This is a genomic window from Pseudomonas sp. TE31087, from assembly GCF_057284075.1.
On sequence record NZ_JBXVNN010000001.1, the window covers coordinates 5,567,026 to 5,585,915 of the forward strand.

At 64.2% G+C, this 18,890-nt stretch carries 15 protein-coding genes and 1 pseudogene; all 16 read left to right on the plus strand.

Annotated features, from left to right (window positions below; genetic code table 11):
- Positions 1-50 precede the first annotated feature (50 nt).
- The 16 genes and pseudogenes from pyrH to tilS all read left to right on the plus strand — a co-directional run bounded on the left by pyrH (position 51) and on the right by tilS (position 18,795).
- Positions 51-794: a UMP kinase gene (gene pyrH, locus ACZ899_RS25200; protein ID WP_028690676.1), complete on the plus strand. Its 744-nt coding sequence runs from the start codon at positions 51-53 to the stop codon at positions 792-794.
- A complete protein-coding gene (gene frr / locus ACZ899_RS25205; RefSeq protein ID WP_203651124.1) occupies positions 791-1,348 on the plus strand; it encodes a ribosome recycling factor in 558 nt (185 codons plus the stop codon). The genes pyrH and frr overlap by 4 nt, the downstream gene beginning before the upstream one ends.
- Before the next feature lie 16 nt (positions 1,349-1,364).
- Positions 1,365-2,120 carry a polyprenyl diphosphate synthase gene (gene uppS, locus ACZ899_RS25210; protein ID WP_203651126.1) on the plus strand — a complete coding sequence of 252 codons (756 nt, stop codon included), beginning with the start codon at positions 1,365-1,367 and terminating at the stop codon, positions 2,118-2,120.
- A complete protein-coding gene (locus ACZ899_RS25215; RefSeq protein WP_234562482.1) occupies positions 2,120-2,935 on the plus strand; it encodes a phosphatidate cytidylyltransferase in 816 nt (271 codons plus the stop codon). Before uppS ends, ACZ899_RS25215 begins: the two co-directional genes overlap by 1 nt.
- A pseudogene (ispC, locus tag ACZ899_RS25220) lies at positions 2,932-4,123 on the plus strand (1-deoxy-D-xylulose-5-phosphate reductoisomerase). Before ACZ899_RS25215 ends, ispC begins: the two are co-directional and overlap by 4 nt.
- Positions 4,124-4,165: 42 nt before the next feature.
- Positions 4,166-5,518, plus strand: a complete 1,353-nt coding sequence (rseP, locus tag ACZ899_RS25225; protein WP_203651132.1) for an RIP metalloprotease RseP — start codon at positions 4,166-4,168, stop codon at positions 5,516-5,518.
- A 76-nt stretch (positions 5,519-5,594) separates the two neighbouring features.
- On the plus strand, positions 5,595-7,955 hold the full coding sequence (bamA, locus tag ACZ899_RS25230; RefSeq protein ID WP_028690670.1) for an outer membrane protein assembly factor BamA: 2,361 nt from the start codon (positions 5,595-5,597) through the stop codon (positions 7,953-7,955).
- A 44-nt stretch (positions 7,956-7,999) separates the two neighbouring features.
- Positions 8,000-8,503 carry an OmpH/Skp family outer membrane protein gene (locus ACZ899_RS25235; RefSeq protein ID WP_023629834.1) on the plus strand — a complete coding sequence of 168 codons (504 nt, stop codon included), beginning with the start codon at positions 8,000-8,002 and terminating at the stop codon, positions 8,501-8,503.
- Between the two features lies 1 nt (position 8,504).
- Positions 8,505-9,560, plus strand: coding sequence for a UDP-3-O-(3-hydroxymyristoyl)glucosamine N-acyltransferase (gene lpxD, locus ACZ899_RS25240; RefSeq protein ID WP_203651136.1), 1,056 nt, complete (start codon positions 8,505-8,507; stop codon positions 9,558-9,560).
- Between the two features lie 112 nt (positions 9,561-9,672).
- Positions 9,673-10,113, plus strand: a complete 441-nt coding sequence (gene fabZ, locus ACZ899_RS25245) for a 3-hydroxyacyl-ACP dehydratase FabZ (protein WP_051097422.1) — start codon at positions 9,673-9,675, stop codon at positions 10,111-10,113.
- On the plus strand, positions 10,110-10,886 hold the full coding sequence (lpxA, locus tag ACZ899_RS25250; RefSeq protein WP_028690667.1) for an acyl-ACP--UDP-N-acetylglucosamine O-acyltransferase: 777 nt from the start codon (positions 10,110-10,112) through the stop codon (positions 10,884-10,886). Before fabZ ends, lpxA begins: the two co-directional genes overlap by 4 nt.
- 1 nt (position 10,887) lies before the next feature.
- A complete protein-coding gene (gene lpxB / locus ACZ899_RS25255; RefSeq protein WP_203651137.1) occupies positions 10,888-12,015 on the plus strand; it encodes a lipid-A-disaccharide synthase in 1,128 nt (375 codons plus the stop codon).
- Position 12,016: 1 nt separating this feature from the next.
- Positions 12,017-12,640 (plus strand): ribonuclease HII, encoded by a 624-nt coding sequence (gene rnhB, locus ACZ899_RS25260; RefSeq protein WP_203651138.1) that lies wholly within the window; start codon positions 12,017-12,019, stop codon positions 12,638-12,640.
- Between the two features lie 183 nt (positions 12,641-12,823).
- Entirely contained in the window at positions 12,824-16,348 is a 3,525-nt protein-coding gene (gene dnaE / locus ACZ899_RS25265; RefSeq protein WP_234562483.1) for a DNA polymerase III subunit alpha, read from the plus strand.
- Positions 16,349-16,453: 105 nt separating this feature from the next.
- The gene (locus tag ACZ899_RS25270) at positions 16,454-17,401 is read left to right on the plus strand and encodes an acetyl-CoA carboxylase carboxyltransferase subunit alpha (RefSeq protein ID WP_110738407.1); all 948 of its coding nucleotides are present in this window, start codon (positions 16,454-16,456) and stop codon (positions 17,399-17,401) included.
- 98 nt (positions 17,402-17,499) lie between these two features.
- Positions 17,500-18,795, plus strand: coding sequence for a tRNA lysidine(34) synthetase TilS (gene tilS, locus ACZ899_RS25275; RefSeq protein WP_234562557.1), 1,296 nt, complete (start codon positions 17,500-17,502; stop codon positions 18,793-18,795).
- Positions 18,796-18,890 lie beyond the last annotated feature (95 nt).

Here is an 18,890-nt window from a genome sequence, read left to right on the forward strand (position 1 = left end):
GGCTGAAACAGCCCGCCAGATTTTTACAAACGCCGCAGGAGAGATTCGCAATGGCTCAGCAGGGCAGTGGTCATCAGGCTCGCTATAAACGCATTCTACTCAAACTTAGCGGCGAGGCCCTGATGGGCTCGGAAGAGTTCGGGATCGACCCCAAGGTCCTGGATCGCATGGCGCTGGAAGTCGGCCAGCTGGTCGGCATCGGCGTTCAGGTCGGCCTGGTGATCGGTGGTGGCAACCTGTTCCGTGGCGCGGCGCTCAGTGCAGCCGGCATGGACCGCGTTACCGGCGACCACATGGGCATGCTGGCCACCGTGATGAACGGCCTGGCCATGCGCGACGCGCTGGAGCGGGCGAACATCACCGCCATCGTCATGTCGGCCATCTCCATGGTAGGCGTGACCGATCACTACGATCGCCGCAAGGCCATGCGCCACCTGAACTCCAAGGAAGTCGTGATCTTCGCTGCCGGTACCGGCAACCCGTTCTTCACCACCGACTCCGCCGCTTGCCTGCGCGCCATCGAAATCGATGCCGACGTGGTATTGAAGGCAACCAAGGTCGATGGTGTATACACTGCAGATCCATTCAAGGACCCGCATGCCGAGAAGTTCGATCATCTGTCCTACGATGAAGTGCTGGATCGCAAGCTGGGCGTAATGGACCTGACGGCAATCTGCCTTTGCCGCGATCACAAGATGCCGCTGCGCGTCTTCAACATGAACAAGCCCGGCGCCCTGCTGAACATCGTGCATGGCGGCGCGGAAGGAACTCTGATCGAGGAAGTTCAAAAATGATCAACGAAATCAAGAAAGACGCCCAGGCGCGCATGCAAAAGTCGCTGGAGTCGCTGATCCACGCATTTGGCCAGATCCGCACCGGCAAGGCGCATCCGAGCGTCCTGGGCAGCGTGATGGTGCCTTACTATGGCTCCGACACCCCGCTGACCAGTGTCGCCAACGTGACCGTCAAGGACAACCAGACCCTGCAAGTCGTGCCTTTCGAGCGCAACATGCTGGGCGCCATCGACAAGGCCATCGGCAGCGCCGGCTTGAATCTCAATCCGACCAACCTGGGCGAGTTGCTGCTGGTCAATATGCCCCCGCTGACCGAAGAAACCCGCAAGGGCTTCACCAAGCAGGCTCGCGCCGCGGCCGAAGATGCGCGCGTTGCCGTGCGCAACATCCGTCGTGACGCCATGGGTGACCTGAAGAAGCTGTCCAAGGACAAGGAAATCAGTGAAGACGAAGAGCGTCGTGCCAGTGCCGACATCGACAAGCTGATCAAGGATATCGAGGCGCAGATCGCCAAGGCCACCGAAGCAAAAGAAAAGGACCTGATGGCCATCTAAGGGTCAGGACGCCTTCATGGAAAAGACCAAGCAGACTGTGCCCTCCGTGGTGCCGCGTCACGTGGCGATCATCATGGATGGGAATAATCGCTGGGCGAAGAAACGCTTCATGCCCGGCGTTGCCGGGCATAAAGCGGGTGTCGATGCGGTGCGCGCCGTGATCGAAGTGTGCGCCGAGGCGAAGGTCGAGGTGCTCACGCTTTTTGCGTTCTCCAGTGAGAACTGGCAGCGACCGGCGGACGAAGTCAGTGCCCTGATGGAGCTGTTCTTCAAGGCGCTGCGCCGCGAGGCCTCGCGCCTGAACGACAACAACATCAGCCTGCGCATCATTGGCGACCGCTCGCGCTTCCATCCTGAGCTTCAGGCGGCGATGCGCGAGGCCGAGGCCGCGACCGCAGGCAGCAACCGTTTCATTCTGCAGATCGCCGCCAACTACGGCGGCCAGTGGGATATCGCCCAGGCTGCCCAGCGCCTGGCGCGTGAGGTTCAGGCCGGTCATCTGCGGCCGGACGACATCACACCGGAGTTGTTGCAGACCTGCCTTGCCACCGGCGACCTGCCGTTGCCCGATCTGTGCATCCGCACCGGCGGCGAGCACCGTATCAGCAACTTCCTGCTGTGGCAGCTGGCCTACGCCGAGCTGTACTTCTCCGACCTCTATTGGCCGGACTTCAAACACGAGGCCATGCGCAACGCGCTGGCCGATTTCGCTTCGCGCCAGCGCCGCTTCGGTAAGACCAGCGAGCAGGTCGAAGCCGGAGCCCGTGCTTAATGCTTAAACAACGCATCATTACCGCGCTGATCCTGCTGCCGATCGCGTTGGGTGGTTTCTTCCTGCTCAACGGTGGAGATTTCGCCCTGTTCATCGGCTTCGTGGTGACGCTCGGTGCCTGGGAGTGGGCGCGCCTGGCCGGCCTGGTCGCGCAGCCGCTGCGCATCGCCTACGCCGCGGTGGTGGCGGGCGGCCTGATGTTGCTCTACCTGATGCCCGATCTTGCGCCCTGGGTGCTGGGCGCCTCGGTGATCTGGTGGGCCCTGGCCACCTGGTTGGTGCTGACCTACCCGCGCAGCGGCGAGCTGTGGAGCAGCGCCGCCTGTCGCCTGCTGATTGGCCTGTTGGTACTGCTGCCTGCCTGGCAGGGCCTGGTGCTGCTCAAGCACTGGCCGTTGGGCAACTGGCTGATCCTGTCGGTGATGGTGCTGGTCTGGGCTGCCGATATCGGCGCGTACTTCTCCGGTCGGGCCTTCGGCAAGCGCAAGCTGGCGCCGCAGGTCAGTCCGGGCAAGAGCTGGGAGGGCGTCTATGGCGGCCTCGCGGTCAGCCTGCTGATTACCCTGGCCGTGGGTTACTCCCGCGACTGGAGTGTCGGCCAGGTGCTGCTGGGCCTGCTGGGGGCTGTCGTTGTAGTGATGTCCTCGGTGGTCGGCGACCTGACCGAAAGCATGTTCAAGCGCCGTGAAGGCATCAAGGACAGCAGCAACCTGCTGCCGGGTCATGGCGGCGTGCTCGATCGCATCGACAGCCTGACCGCGGCGATTCCGATGTTTGCCGTGCTGCTGTGGGCGGCTGAGTGGGGTGTGATGTGAGTGCCGTGCAACGCATAACCGTGCTGGGGGCCACCGGCTCCATCGGCCTGAGCACGCTGGATGTCATTGGCCCGCCACCCTGACCGTTACCAGGTGTTCGCCCTCAGCGGCTATTCGCGCATCGACGAACTGCTGGCCCTGTGCGAGCGTCATCGTCCGGCGTTCGCCGTGGTGCCGAGCGCCGAGGCGGCCATGCGCCTGCGTCAGGGGTTGGCCGCGGCGGGCTGCGCCACCGAGGTGCTCGAGGGTGAGGCCGGGTTGTGTCAGGTGGCCGCTGCGTCCGAGGTGGATACCGTGATGGCGGCCATCGTCGGCGCCGCCGGCCTGCGCCCGACCCTGGCCGCGGTCGAGGCGGGCAAGAAGGTGTTGCTGGCCAACAAGGAGGCCCTGGTGATGTCCGGGGCCTTGTTCATGGATGCGGTGCACCGCAGTGGTTCGGTGTTGCTGCCGATCGACAGCGAGCACAACGCGATCTTCCAGTGCATGCCCGGCGATTACGCCCGTGGCCTGGGCGCTGTTGGCGTGCGCCGGATCCTGCTGACCGCCTCCGGTGGGCCGTTCCGCGAAACCCCTGCTGAAGCATTGCTGGATGTAACACCGGAGCAGGCCTGCGCGCACCCGAACTGGTCCATGGGTCGCAAGATCTCGGTCGACTCGGCCAGCATGCTGAACAAAGGCCTGGAACTGATCGAGGCCTGCTGGCTGTTCGATGCCAAGCCGTCCCAGATTGAAGTGGTGGTGCACCCGCAGAGTGTCATTCACTCGCTGGTGGATTACGTCGATGGCTCGGTGCTTGCCCAGCTGGGCAACCCGGACATGCGCACGCCGATCTCCAACGCCCTGGCCTGGCCGGAGCGTATCGATTCGGGTGTCGCGCCGCTGGACCTGTTCGCCATCGCCCGTCTGGATTTCCAGGCGCCCGACGAACAGCGCTTCCCATGCCTGCGCCTGGCGCGTCAGGCTGCCGAGGCGGGCAACAGCGCGCCGGCGGTGCTCAACGCCGCCAACGAAGTGGCTGTCGAGGCGTTTCTCCAGCGGCGTATCCGCTTCCCGGAGATCGCGGGTATGATCGAACAGGTGCTCGATCAGGAGCCCGTGGTGGCATTGCCCACCCTCGAGGCGGTGTTCGCCGCCGACCAGCGTGCCCGGGAGCTGTCCCGGGAATGGCTGCGACGCCACGGCCGCTGAAGCCTGCGGCCGACTCCGCCGAATGTCACCCGGAGATTGGACATGACTGCGCTCTACATGATTGTCGGCACCCTGATTGCCCTGGGTGTGCTGGTTACCTTCCACGAGTTCGGCCACTTCTGGGTGGCGCGGCGTTGCGGGGTCAAGGTCCTGCGTTTCTCGGTGGGCTTCGGCACGCCGCTGGTGCGTTGGCATGATCGCCACGGCACCGAGTTCGTCGTCGCCGCGATCCCCCTGGGCGGCTACGTCAAGATGCTCGACGAGCGCGAGGGCGAGGTCCCGCCAGCGCTGGTCGAGCAGTCGTTCAACCGCAAGTCGGTCCGCCAGCGCATCGCCATCGTGGCCGCCGGCCCCATCGCCAACTTCCTGCTTGCCATCCTGTTCTTCTGGGTGGTGGCCATGCTGGGCTCGCAACAGGTACGTCCGGTCATCGGTGGCGTCGAGGCCGGCAGCCTGGCAGCCAGCGCCGGTCTGAGCGTCGGCCAGGAAATCGTCTCCATCGATGGCGAACCGACCAATGGTTGGTCGGCGGTCAACCTGCAGCTGGTGCGCCGCCTCGGCGAGAGCGGCACGCTGCGGGTCGGGGTGCTCGACGAGGGCGCGACCGCCGAGCGCCAGCTCGATGTTTCCCTGAATCAGTGGCTCAAGGGCGTCGACGAGCCGGAGCCGATCCAGTCCCTTGGCCTGCGCCCTTGGCGCCCGGCGGTGGTGCCTGTGCTGGCCGAGATCGATCCGAAGGGGCCAGCGGCGGCGGCCGGGCTCAAGACCGGTGACAAGCTGCTGGCGCTCGACGGCGTCGAGCTGGCCGACTGGCAGCAGGTGGTCGACGCGGTCCGCGCGCGTCCCGAGAAAAAGGTCGGCCTGCGCATCGAGCGCGACGGCGCGCCACTCGAGGTTGCCGTCACCCTGGCGCGCAAAGGTGAGGGTCAGGCTTCTGGCGGCTATCTGGGCGCCGGGGTCAAGGCCGCCGAGTGGCCGGCGAAGATGCTCCGCGAGGTCAGCTATGGTCCGCTGGAAGCAGTCGGCGAGGGGCTTTCCCGCACCTGGAGCATGAGCGTCCTGACCCTCGAATCGCTGAAGAAAATGCTGTTCGGGGAGCTCTCGGTAAAAAACTTGAGCGGACCGATAACCATTGCTAAAGTGGCGGGCGCTTCAGCCCAGTCGGGCGTTGGGGATTTCCTGAATTTCCTGGCCTACCTGAGCATAAGCCTGGGGGTTCTGAACCTGCTGCCCATCCCGGTACTGGATGGGGGGCATTTGCTGTTCTACCTGATCGAGTGGGCGCGCGGTCGTCCGCTCTCGGATCGGGTGCAAGGTTGGGGGGTCCAGATCGGTATCAGTTTGGTCGTCGGGGTGATGTTGCTCGCCCTGATCAACGATCTGGGTCGACTATAAAAGCTTCGCTCAATCGCGAAAACCTGCCGCCTTGTCGCGGCAGGTTGTTTATTGCCAGTTGGAATAAAAGGACTTCATGAAACGTCTGCTGCTAACTGCGGTGCTCTCCGCACTGATGATCGCTGAAGTTCACGCCGAGTCCTTCACCATCTCCGATATTCGTGTCAACGGCCTGCAGCGGGTGTCCGCCGGCAGCGTGTTCGGCGCGTTGCCGCTGAACGTCGGTGACCAGGTCGACGACCGCCGTCTGGTCGAGTCGACCCGCTCGCTGTTCAAGACCGGCTTCTTCCAGGACATCCAGCTGAACCGCGACGGCAATGTCCTGATCATCAACGTGGTCGAGCGCCCCTCGGTGTCGAGCATCGAGATCGAAGGCAACAAGGCGATCAGCACCGAAGACCTGATGAAAGGCCTGAAACAGTCGGGCCTGGCCGAAGGCGAGATCTTCCAGCGCGCGACGCTGGAAGGCGTGCGTAACGAACTGCAGCGCCAGTACGTGGCCCAGGGCCGCTACTCCGCCGAGGTCGACGCCGAAGTCGTGCCGCAGCCGCGCAACCGCGTGGGCCTGAAGATCAAGATCAACGAAGGCACCGTGGCCGCGATCCAGCACATCAACGTGGTGGGCAACACGGTCTTCGACGACGAGACCCTCGGCCAGCTGTTCGAGCTCAAGACCACCAACTGGTTGTCGTTCTTCAAGAACGACGACAAGTACGCCCGGGAAAAACTCTCCGGTGACCTGGAGCGCCTGCGTTCCTACTACCTGGACCGCGGCTACATCAACATGGACATCGCGTCCACCCAGGTGTCGATCACCCCGGACAAGAAGCACGTCTACATCACCGTCAACATCAACGAGGGCGAGAAGTACACCGTCCGCGACGTGAAGCTGTCTGGTGACCTGAAAGTGCCGGAAGACCAGGTCAAGTCGCTGCTGCTGGTGCAGCCGGGCCAGGTGTTTTCGCGCAAGGTGATGACCACCACCTCCGACCTGATCACCCGTCGTCTGGGCAACGAAGGCTACACCTTCGCCAACGTCAACGGCGTGCCGCAGCCGAATGACCAGGATCACACCGTCGACATCATGTTCGTCGTCGATCCGGGCAAGCGTGCCTACGTCAACCGCATCAACTACCGCGGCAACACCAAGACCGAAGACGAAGTACTGCGCCGCGAAATGCGTCAGATGGAAGGCGGCTGGGCTTCGACCTACCTGATCGACCAGTCCAAGACCCGCCTCGAGCGCCTGGGCTTCTTCAAGGAAGTCAACGTCGAGACGCCGCCGGTGCCGGGCACCGACGACCAGGTCGACGTCAACTACAGCGTCGAAGAGCAGGCCTCCGGCTCGATCACCGCCAGCGTCGGTTTCGCCCAGAGCGCCGGCCTGATCCTGGGCGGCTCGATCAGCCAGAACAACTTCCTCGGTACCGGTAACAAGGTCTCCATCGGCCTGACCCGTTCCGAGTACCAGACCCGCTACAACTTCGGCTACGTCGACCCCTACTTCACCGCCGATGGCGTGAGCCTGGGCTACAACGCCTTCTACCGCAGCACCGACTACGACGACCTCGACGTCGACGTGGCCAGCTACGCGGTGGACAGCCTCGGTGCCGGTGTCAGCCTCGGCTACCCGATCAGCGAGACCTCGCGCCTGACCTACGGCCTGACCGTGCAGCAGGACAAGATCAAGACCGGCCGCTACACCGTCGACGAGATCTTCAAGTTCCTCCAGGACGAGGGCGACAACTTCCTGAACTTCAAGGCGTCGATCGGCTGGTCCGAGTCGACCCTGAACAAAGGCGTGCTGGCTACCCGCGGTCACTCCCAGAGCCTGACCCTGGAAACCACCGTGCCTGGCAGCGACCTGTCGTTCTACAAGCTCGACTACCGCGGCCAGCTGTTCAAGCCGATCAACAACGACTACACCCTGCGCCTGCACACCGAGCTGGGCTATGGTGATGGTTTCGGCTCGACCTCCGGCCTGCCGTTCTATGAAAACTACTACGCGGGCGGCTTCAACTCCGTGCGCGGCTTCAAGGACAGCACCCTGGGTCCACGTAGCACCCCGAGTCGTGGCGCCGCGGTAACCGGCAACCAGGGCACCATCGCCGACCCGGACCAGGATCCGCTGCCGTTCGGTGGCAACGTCCTCGTCCAGGGTGGCGTGGAGCTGCTGTTCCCGCTGCCGTTCGTCAAGGATCAGCGTTCGCTGCGCACGTCCGTGTTCTGGGACGTGGGTAACGTGTTCGACACCAACTGCGGCTCCAAGCCCGATTGCACCAAGGTCGGTTTCTCGGACATGGCCAGCTCGGTCGGTCTGGGTGTGACCTGGATCACCGCGCTGGGCCCGTTGAGCTTCAGCCTGGCGATGCCGATCAAGAAGCCGGACGACGCCGACACGCAAGTGTTCCAATTCTCTCTGGGCCAGACCTTCTGAGGTCGGCCCTTGCATAACGACAACGGATTATCCAGGAGTGCATCGTGCGTAAGTTGACCCAACTGGCCCTCGTGGCCGCGGCGCTGGTCGCCACCCCGGCTTTCGCCGAAATGAAAGTTGCCGTGCTGAACTATCAGATGGCCCTGCTGGAATCCGATGCGGCCAAGAAGTACGCCGTTGACGCCGAGAAGAAGTTCGGTCCGCAACTGACCAAGCTCAAGGGCCTGGAAAGCAGCGCCAAGGGTATCCAGGACCGCCTGATCAAGGGCGGCGACAAGATGCCTCAGCCTGAGCGTGAACGCCTGGAACTCGAGTTCAAGCAAAAAGCCCGTGACTTCCAGTTCCAGTCCAAGGAACTTAACGAAGCCAAGGCCGTGGCCGACCGCGACATGCTCAAGCAACTCAAGCCGAAGCTTGACGGTGCTGTCGAGGAAGTGATCAAGAAGGGCGGTTTCGACCTGGTTCTGGAGCGTGGCGCGGTCATCGATGTCAAGCCGCAGTACGACATCACCCGCCAGGTCATCGAGCGCATGAACCAAGCTCGTTGATATGACCGTGACCATGACGCTCGGCCAGCTGGCCGAGGCCCTCGGGGCCGAACTCAAAGGCCCCGAAGCGCTGCAGATCACCGGGCTGGCCACCTTGCAGGAGGCCGGTTCCGGGCAGTTGAGCTTCCTGGCCAACAAGCAGTACCGCAAGTTCCTGGACGATTCCTCGGCCAGCGCGGTATTGCTCAAGGCCGAGGACGCCGAAGGTTTTGCCGGCAACGCCCTGATCGTTCCCGACCCTTACCTGGCCTATGCACGCATTTCGCACCTGTTCGATCCAAAGCCCAAGGCTGTGGCGGGAGTCCATCCCAGCGCCGTGGTTGCCGAGGATGCCCAGGTGGATGCCAGCGCCAGCATCGGCCCGTTCGCGGTGATCGAGAGCGGTGCGCGCATTGGCGCCAATGTAACGGTTGGCGCGCACTGCTTCGTCGGTGCCCGCTGCGTCATCGGCGAGGGTGGCTGGCTGGCCCCGCGGGTCACGCTGTATCACGACGTGACCATCGGCAAGCGGGTGGTCATCCAATCCGGCGCGGTGATCGGCGGCGAGGGCTTCGGCTTTGCCAACGAGAAAGGTATCTGGCGCAAGATCGCGCAGATCGGCGGCGTCACCCTGGGTGATGACGTGGAGATCGGTGTGAACACCGCGGTAGACCGCGGCGCGCTGTCGGACACCCGCATTGGCGATGGCGTCAAGCTCGACAACCAGATCCAGATCGCCCACAACGTGCAGGTCGGCGACCACACGGCGATGGCGGCCTGCGTCGGGATTTCCGGCAGCACCCGGATCGGCAAGCATTGCATGATTGCCGGTGGCGTCGGGATGGTCGGCCACATCGACGTCTGCGACAATGTCTTTGTCTCCGGCATGACCATGGTGACCCGTTCGATTACCGAGCCGGGTGGCTATTCTTCCGGTACGGCCATGCAACCCTTGGCCGAGTGGCGCAAGAGCGCCGCTCGCATTCGCCAGCTGGACGAGATGTCCAAGCGTCTCCAGCAGCTGGAAAAGCGTGTCGACACCGTGACCTCAGGTGGCCAGCCGGCATCAGAAGGCTGATACCATTTACTGAGCAAGCGTTACAGTCGCTAGCTGGCTCCTCTTTGGATCTGCAAAAGGAGCGTGTGGTCAGCACCTGCGCTCCCTATTCTTATACAGGCTTCCCCCCGAAATGATGGACATCAACGAGATTCGCGAATACCTGCCTCACCGTTACCCGTTCCTGTTGGTGGATCGTGTGACGGACCTGGACTTCGAGGCCCAAAGCATTCGTGCCTACAAGAATGTCAGCATCAACGAGCCGTTCTTCAATGGCCACTTCCCGGCGCATCCGATCATGCCGGGCGTGCTGATCATCGAGGCGATGGCCCAGGCGGCCGGGATTCTCGGATTCAAGATGCTCGACGCCAAGCCGGCGGACGGCACCCTCTACTACTTCGTCGGCTCCGACAAGCTGCGCTTCCGCCAGCCGGTGCTGCCGGGCGACCAGCTGGTGCTGGAAGCCAGGTTCCTCAGCCGCAAGAGCATGATCTGGAAGTTCGAGTGCCGCGCCCTGGTGGACGGCAAGCCGGTCTGCTCGGCCGAGATCACCTGCGCGGAACGCTCCCTATGAGTTCGATTGACCCAAGGGCGATCATCGACCCCTCGGCCAAGCTGGCCGAGGGCGTCGAGGTCGGCCCCTGGTCGATCGTAGGCCCCGATGTGGAAATCGGGGAGGGCACCGTCATCGGTCCGCACGTGGTGCTCAAGGGGCCGACCCGCATCGGCAAGCACAACCGTATCTACCAGTTTTCATCTATCGGTGAAGACACCCCTGACCTGAAGTACAAGGGTGAGCCGACGCGCCTGGTGATCGGTGACCACAACGTGATCCGCGAGGGTGTCACCATCCACCGCGGCACCGTGCAGGACCGTTCGGAAACGACCCTGGGCGATCACAACCTGATCATGGCCTATGCCCACATCGGCCACGACAGCGTCATCGGCAACCACTGCATCCTGGTCAACAACACCGCGCTGGCGGGCCATGTGCATGTTGGCGACTGGGCGATCCTGTCCGGCTACACCCTGGTACACCAGTACTGCCATATCGGCGCCCACGCGTTTTCCGGCATGGGCACCGCGATTGGCAAGGACGTACCGGCCTACGTCACCGTGTTCGGCAGCCCGGCCGAGGCGCGCAGCATGAACTTCGAAGGCCTGCGCCGTCGCGGTTTCAGCGACGAAGTACTGCACGCCCTGCGTCGCGCCTACAAGATCGTCTACCGGCAGGGCCTGACCGTCGAAGAGGCGCTCAAGGAGCTGGATGAACTGGTAACGCAGTTCCCCGAAGTCGACCTGTTCCGCCAATCGATCGCCAATTCCGCACGCGGCATCACCCGCTGACATGGCCCAGCTCTGCGTGGCGCTGGTCGCGGGCGAGGCCAGCGGCGATATTCTTGGTTCCGGCCTGATGCGCGCCATCAAGGCACGTCATCCCGATGTACGGTTCATCGGTGTTGGCGGTCCCTTGATGGAAGCCGAGGGCATGACCTCCTACTTTCCGATGGAACGTCTAGCCGTCATGGGCCTGGTCGAGGTGCTCGGGCGCCTGCGCGAGCTGCTCAAGCGGCGCAAGGAACTGATCCAGACGCTGATCGGCGAAAAGCCCGACGTGTTCATTGGCATCGACGCCCCCGATTTCACCCTCAATATCGAACTCAAGCTGCGCCAGGCCGGGATCAAGACGGTGCATTACGTCAGCCCGTCGGTCTGGGCCTGGCGGCAGAAGCGCGTGCTGAAGATTCGCGAGGGGTGCGACCTGATGCTCACCCTGCTGCCGTTCGAAGCGCGATTCTATGAAGAGCAAGGTGTGCCGGTGCGTTTCGTCGGCCATCCGCTGGCGGACACCATTCCCCTGGAGGCCGACCGTGGCGCGGCGCGTGCCGAGCTCGGCCTGGGCGAAGGGCCGGTGATCGCGCTGATGCCCGGCAGCCGGGGTGGTGAGGTGGGACGCCTGGGGGCGTTGTTCCTCGATGCCGCCCAGCGCCTGTGCGAGCTGGTGCCCGGCGTGCGCTTCGTGCTGCCGTGCGCCAATGCCGCCCGGCGCGCCCAGGTCGAGCAGATGCTCGAAGGGCGCGAGCTGCCGCTGACCCTGCTGGACGGCCGCTCGCACCAGGCGTTGGCCGCCTGTGACGCGGTGCTGATCGCCTCCGGCACCGCCACCCTTGAAGCGATGCTGTACAAGCGACCGATGGTGGTGGCCTACCGCCTGGCGCCGCTGACCTACTGGATCCTCAAGCGCATGGTCAAGAGCCCGTACGTGTCGCTGCCCAACTTGCTGGCCCAGCGCCTGCTGGTGCCGGAGCTGCTGCAGGACGCCGCCACCAGCGAAGCCCTGGCGCAGACCCTGGCGCCGCTGGTCAAGGACGGCTCGCAACAGACCGACAGTTTCGACCAGATCCACCGCACCCTGCGCCGCGACGCCTCCAACCAGGCGGCCGACGCGGTGCTCGCCCTGTTGAAGGACAGCTGACATGCAGATGGGACTGGATTTCAACCTGGTTGAAGAGCTGGTGGCCGGCGTCGATGAAGTGGGTCGCGGCCCGCTGTGCGGCGCGGTGGTCACCGCGGCGGTGATTCTCGACCCGCGCCGGCCGATCCTCGGTCTGAACGACTCGAAGAAGCTTACCGAGGCCAAGCGCGACGCGCTGTTCGACGAGATTCGCGAAAAGGCCCTGAGCTTCTTCATCGCCCGGGCCGAGGTCGAGGAGATCGACCGCCTGAACATCCTCCAGGCCACCATGCTGGCCATGCAGCGCGCGGTCGAAGGGCTGCACATCACGCCGAAACTGGCGCTGATCGACGGCAACCGTTGCCCGAAGCTGGCCGTGCCGGCGGCGCCGGTGGTCAAGGGCGACTCCCAGGTGCCGGCGATCGCGGCGGCTTCGATCCTGGCCAAGGTTACCCGTGATCGCGAGATGAGCGAGTTCGAGCTGATCTACCCGGGGTACGGGATCGGCGGGCACAAGGGCTATCCGACCCCGGTACACCTCGAGGCCCTGGCACGTCTTGGGCCGACGCCCATTCATCGGCGCTCGTTCGCGCCTGTTCGGGCCGCATGGGAAGCCCGTGAAGGTATTTCCACCTCGCTGATCTGATCGGCGCCATTCATCGCGGGGCAAGCCCGCTCCCACGCCAAGCCTGCACTGGAATCGGCTGCGTGGGAGCGGGCTTGCCCCGCGATGCATTCTGCAACCAACCGCTGACCTGCAGGCGAGGCAAGCGAAGAGCAATACGCTACAATCCCGCCCTTGTCGTTCAGCACTGCTACAGGATCCTCCATGCCGGTCTCCTTCGTTCACCTTCGCGTGCACTCCGAATTCTCCCTGGTCGACGGCCTGGTGCGGATCAAGCCGCTGGCCAAGGCCCTGGCCGGGATGAATATGCCGGCGGTGGCGATCACCGACCAGAGCAATATGTGCTCGCTGGTGAAGTTCTACAAGACCGCCATGGGCGCCGGCATCAAGCCGATCTGCGGCGCCGACCTGTGGCTGGCCGGCGCCGACCCCGAGGCGCCGCTGTCGCGCATCTGCTTCCTGGCCATGAACCCCAAGGGCTACCGCAATCTCACCGAGCTGATCTCGCGCGGCTGGACCGACGGCCAGCGCGACGGCCTGGTGATCATTCAGCGCGACTGGATCGCCCCGGCCAGCGAGGGGCTGATCGCCCTGTCCGCTGGCAAGGAAGGTGATATCGGCGTGGCCCTGATGGCCGGGCGCCAAGACGAGGCCCAAGCCCTGCTCGGCGACTGGATGGGCCTGTTCCCGGATCGTTTCTACGTCGAGCTGCAGCGCACCAACCGCGCCGGTGACGAAGAGTACGTGCACGCCGCCGTGGCCCTGGCCGACAAGTTTGGCGCGCCGCTGGTGGCGACCAACGACGTGCGCTTCATCAAGCAGTCGGACTTCGACGCCCACGAGACCCGCGTCTGTATCGGCGAGGGCTGGACCCTCGACGACCCGCGCCGCCCGCGCGGCTACAGCGACCAGCAGTACCTCAAGTCGCCGGAGGAGATGGCCGAGCTGTTCAGCGACCTGCCGGACGCCATCGCCAACACCGTCGAGATTGCCAAGCGTTGCAACATCACCGTGCAGCTGGGCAAGTACTTCCTCCCCGATTTCCCCACGCCCAACGGCATGGGCATCGACGACTACCTGCGTCACGTCTCCCACGAGGGCCTGGAGGAGCGCCTGGCGGTGCTCTGGCCGAAGGAGACCACGCCCAACTACGAAGAGAAGCGCCAGGTCTACCTGGACCGTCTGAAGTTCGAGCTGGATATCATCATCCAGATGGGCTTCCCCGGTTACTTCCTGATCGTTATGGACTTCATCAAGTGGGCGAAGAACAACGACGTGCCGGTTGGCCCGGGCCGGGGATCGGGTGCCGGCTCCCTGGTGGCCTATGTATTGAAGATCACCGACCTCGACCCGCTGGCCTATGACCTGCTGTTCGAGCGCTTCCTCAACCCTGAACGTATTTCCATGCCCGACTTCGACGTCGACTTCTGCATGGATGGCCGCGACCGGGTGATCGACTACGTGGCCGAGGCTTATGGTCGCAACGCGGTGAGCCAGATCATCACGTTCGGCACCATGGCTGCCAAGGCGGTGGTGCGCGACGTGGCGCGGGTACAGGGCAAGTCCTACGGTCTGGCCGACCGCCTGTCGAAGATGATCCCGTTCGAAGTGGGCATGACCCTGGAGAAGGCCTACGAGCAGGAAGAGATCCTGCGCGACTTCCTCAAGGGCGACGAGGATGCCCGCGAGATCTGGGACATGGCCCTCAAGCTCGAGGGTGTTACCCGCGGTACCGGCAAGCACGCCGGTGGCGTGGTGATCGCGCCGACCAAGCTCACCGATTTTTCGCCGATCGCCTGTGACGAAGAGGGCGGCGGCCTGGTGACCCAGTTCGACAAGGACGACGTCGAGGCGGCGGGCCTGGTGAAGTTCGACTTCCTCGGCCTGCGGACCCTGACCATCATCAAGTGGGCGATGGAGATCATCAACCGCGAGCAGGCCAAGAAGAACCTGCCCGACGTCAACATCGACTTCATCCCGCTGGACGACCGCAAGACCTACGAGCTGCTGCAGAAAGCCGAGACCACGGCGGTGTTCCAGCTCGAATCCCGTGGCATGAAGGAGCTGATCAAGAAGCTCAAGCCCGACTGCCTGGAAGACCTCATCGCACTGGTGGCGCTGTTCCGTCCGGGCCCGCTGCAATCGGGCATGGTCGACGACTTCATCAACCGCAAGCACGGCCGGGCAGAGCTGGCCTACCCGCACTCCGACTACCAGTACGAAGGCCTCAAGCCGGTACTCGCGCCTACCTACGGCATCATCCTGTACCAGGAACAGGTGATGCAGATCGCCCAGGTGATGGCCGGCTACACCCTCGGTGGCGCCGACATGCTGCGTCGGGCCATGGGTAAGAAAAAGCCCGAGGAGATGGCCAAGCAGCGTGGTGGCTTCATCGAAGGCTGCGTGGCCAACAACATCGATGCGGACCTGGCCGGTAACATCTTCGACCTGGTAGAGAAATTCGCCGGCTACGGCTTCAACAAATCCCACTCCGCCGCCTATGGCCTGGTGTCGTACCAGACCGCCTGGCTGAAGACCCACCATCCGGCGCCGTTCATGGCCGCGGTGCTGTCGGCGGATATGCACAACACCGACAAGGTGGTGGTGCTGGTCGAGGAAGTGCGCAGCATGAAGCTGCGCCTGGACGCGCCGGATGTGAACTTCTCCGACTTCAAGTTCACCGTCAACAATGACGGGCGCATCGTTTATGGCCTGGGCGCGATCAAGGGCGTGGGTGAAGGGCCGGTCGAGGCGATCGTCGAAGCCCGTGCCCAGGGTGGCCCGTTCAAGGACCTGTTCGACTTCTGTGAACGGATCGACCTCAAGCGGGTCAACAAGCGTACCCTCGACGCGCTGATCCGCAGTGGTGCGCTGGACCGCCTGGGGCCGCACTTCCATGACGAGATCAAGGCCTACCAGGCCAACATCGACATCAACCGTGCAACCTTGCTGTCGGCGCTGGGCGAGGCGGTCAAGGCTGCCGAGCAGGCCGCTCATACCGCGGACAGTGGCCACGTCGACCTGTTTGGCGGCATGTTCGACGAGGCGGATGTCGACGTCTACGCCAACCATCGCAAGGTGCGCGAGCTGACGCTCAAGGAACGCCTGAAGGGCGAAAAGGACACCCTCGGCCTGTACCTGACCGGCCACCCGATCGACGAATACGAGACCGAGATCCGCCGCTTCGCTCGCCAGCGCATCGTCGACCTCAAGCCGGCGCGGGACACACAGACCATCGCCGGCATGATCATTGCCCTGCGGGTGATGAAGAACAAGAAGGGTGACAAGATGGGCTTCGTCACCCTGGATGACCGTTCCGGGCGCATCGAGGCCTCGCTGTTCGCCGATGCCTTCATGGGCGCCCAGGCCCTGTTGCAGACCGACGCCATGGTGGTGGTGGAAGGGGAGGTGAGCAACGACGACTTCTCTGGCGGCCTGCGCCTGCGGGTCAAGACCGTGATGACCATGGAGGACGCCCGGACCAAGCTGGCCGAGAGCCTGCGCCTGAAGGTCGGCCACGACGCCCTCAAGGGTGATCGGCTGAAGTGGCTGGGCGAGCTGATCACCCGCCATCGCGGTGGTTGCCCGATCACCCTGGAGTACACCGGCAGCGACGCCAAGGCCATGCTGCAGTTTGGCGACCAGTGGTCGATCGACCCGGCCGATGGCCTGATTCAGGCACTGCGTGACCAGTTCGGGCGTGAGAACGTCTTCCTGCAATACCGTTGAAACGACGCATTTTAATCTCGACCTTTATGCGCCTGATCCCTTAAGGTAGGGCGCCAAACGGATCAACCGGCCGGCCGCCTGGCCGTAGACCCAAGACGGAAGCCTATGAACCCGAATTTCCTCGATTTCGAACAGCCGATTGCCGACCTGCAAGCCAAGATCGAAGAGCTGCGCCTGGTGGGCAACGACAACTCGCTGAACATCAGCGATGAAATTGCCCGTCTGCAGGACAAGAGCAGCACCCTGACCGAGAGCATCTTCGGCAACCTGACCAGCTGGCAGATCGCCCGCCTGGCCCGTCACCCGCGCCGTCCGTACACCCTCGACTACATCGATCACATCTTCACCGAGTTCGAGGAGCTGCACGGCGACCGTCACTTTGCCGACGACGCCGCGATTGTCGGTGGCACCGCGCGCCTGAACGACAAGCCGGTCATGGTCATCGGTCACCAGAAGGGCCGTGAAGTCCGCGAGAAGGTACGCCGCAACTTCGGCATGCCGCGCCCTGAAGGCTACCGCAAGGCCTGCCGCCTGATGGAAATGGCCGAGCGCTTCAAGATGCCGATCCTGACCTTCATCGACACCCCGGGCGCCTACCCGGGCATCGACGCCGAGGAGCGCAACCAGAGCGAGGCCATCGCCTGGAACCTGCGTGTGATGGCGCGCCTGAAGACGCCGATCATCGCCACCGTGATCGGTGAAGGCGGTTCCGGCGGCGCACTGGCCATCGGCGTGTGCGACCAGCTGAACATGCTGCAGTACTCGACCTACTCGGTGATCTCGCCGGAAGGTTGCGCCTCGATCCTGTGGAAGACCGCCGACCGCGCGGCTGATGCCGCCGAGGCCATGGGCGTGACCGCCGAACGTCTGAAGAGCCTGAACATCGTCGACAAGGTCATCGCGGAGCCGCTGGGCGGTGCTCACCGTGATCCGGCGAAGATGGCGGCCAATGTTCGCGCCGACCTGATCGAACAGCTGGACATGCTCGGCAAGCTCGACAACGACGCGCTGCTCAAGCGCCGTTACGATCGCCTGATGAGCTACGGCCTCTGATCGTAGTCTGACGCCCTCGATCGCGGGGCAAGCCCGCTCCCACGTTCTGTAGCGTGGGAGCGGGCTTGCCCCGCGATGCGATTTGAAGAGGGACTACTATGCTCGACCTCACTGCGCAACTCTCTCCCTGGCTCAACGCCCCCGCCTGGCACGTCGCCTTCTCCGGCGGCCTGGACTCCACAGTCCTCCTGCACCAGCTTGCCGACTACACCCGCAACCATCCAGCGCCCCCCCTGCGCGCCATCCATGTCCATCACGGCCTGCAAGCCGCCGCCGATACCTGGCCCGACCACTGCCGAGCGGTGTGCGACGCCTTGGGTGTCGAACTCGATGTGATTCCTGTCCAGGTCGCCCCCGGCGCCAGCCTCGAACAAGCGGCCCGCAACGCCCGCTACGGCGCCTTCGAAAAACGGCTGGGCGCAGGCGAGGTACTGTTCACCGGTCAGCACCGCGATGACCAGGCCGAAACCCTGCTGTTGCGTCTGTTGCGCGGCGCTGGCCTGCGTGGGCTGGCCGCCATGGCGCAACAGCGTCCACTGGGCCAGGGCAGCCTGGTGCGTCCGCTGCTGGGGCTGCCGCGCCAGCAGTTGCAGGCCTACGCCGACAGACACGGGTTGGTATGGGTCGACGACCCTTCCAATAGCGATACGGCCTTTGCCCGCAACTTCCTGCGCGGCGAGGTCTTCCCAATCCTGCGCCAGCGCTGGCCCCAGGCCGAAGCCAATCTGGCGCGCAGCGCCGAACACCTGGGCGAGGCACTGGGCCTGCTGGACGAACTGGCCGCCAGCGACCTGGCGGTCGCCTGCGACAATGCGCCGCTGTCATGGCTGGGTTTGGATTCACTCAGCCTCGAGGCGCTCACCGCACTGTCCCCGGCGCGTCAACGCAACGCCATGCAATTCTGGCTCAGCCAGCGCACCCGCCTGCCCGACAGCCGCCACTGGGCCGGCTGGAGCGACCTGCGCGACGCGGCGGCCGATGCCTGCCCGATCTGGCGCCTGACCGATGGCGAACTGCATCGCAGCCTTGGGCGTATCTGGTGGCTGAATGGCGATTGGCTGGCTGCGGTGTCGGGCGTTTACCCCTGGCTGGACAGCGGGAAACCGTTGCGCCTGCCGGGTAATGGCAGCGTTCGCCTGATGTCGGGCCTGCCAGGTGAAGGCCTGCATATCCGCTACCGCCAGGGCGGCGAGGTCATGCAACTGCCCGGCCGCGGCCGGCGCGATCTCAAGCGCCTGCTCAACGAGCTGCAGGTCCCGCACTTCGTGCGCCCGCGCCTGCCGCTGCTGTATCGTGGCGAGCAGTTGCTGGCGGTGGCCAACCTGCCCGAGCGGGTGCAGGCAGATTGCCAGCTGCACTGGCAGCCGCCGACGAACGTGCAAGGTTTGAGCTGAAGGGTACATTCCGGTAGACTACCCTCCCTTCTTGATACAACTTCTGTGGGTTGCGCAAAAACACAGGAGTTGCCGATTACCAAGCAGTTTTTTGC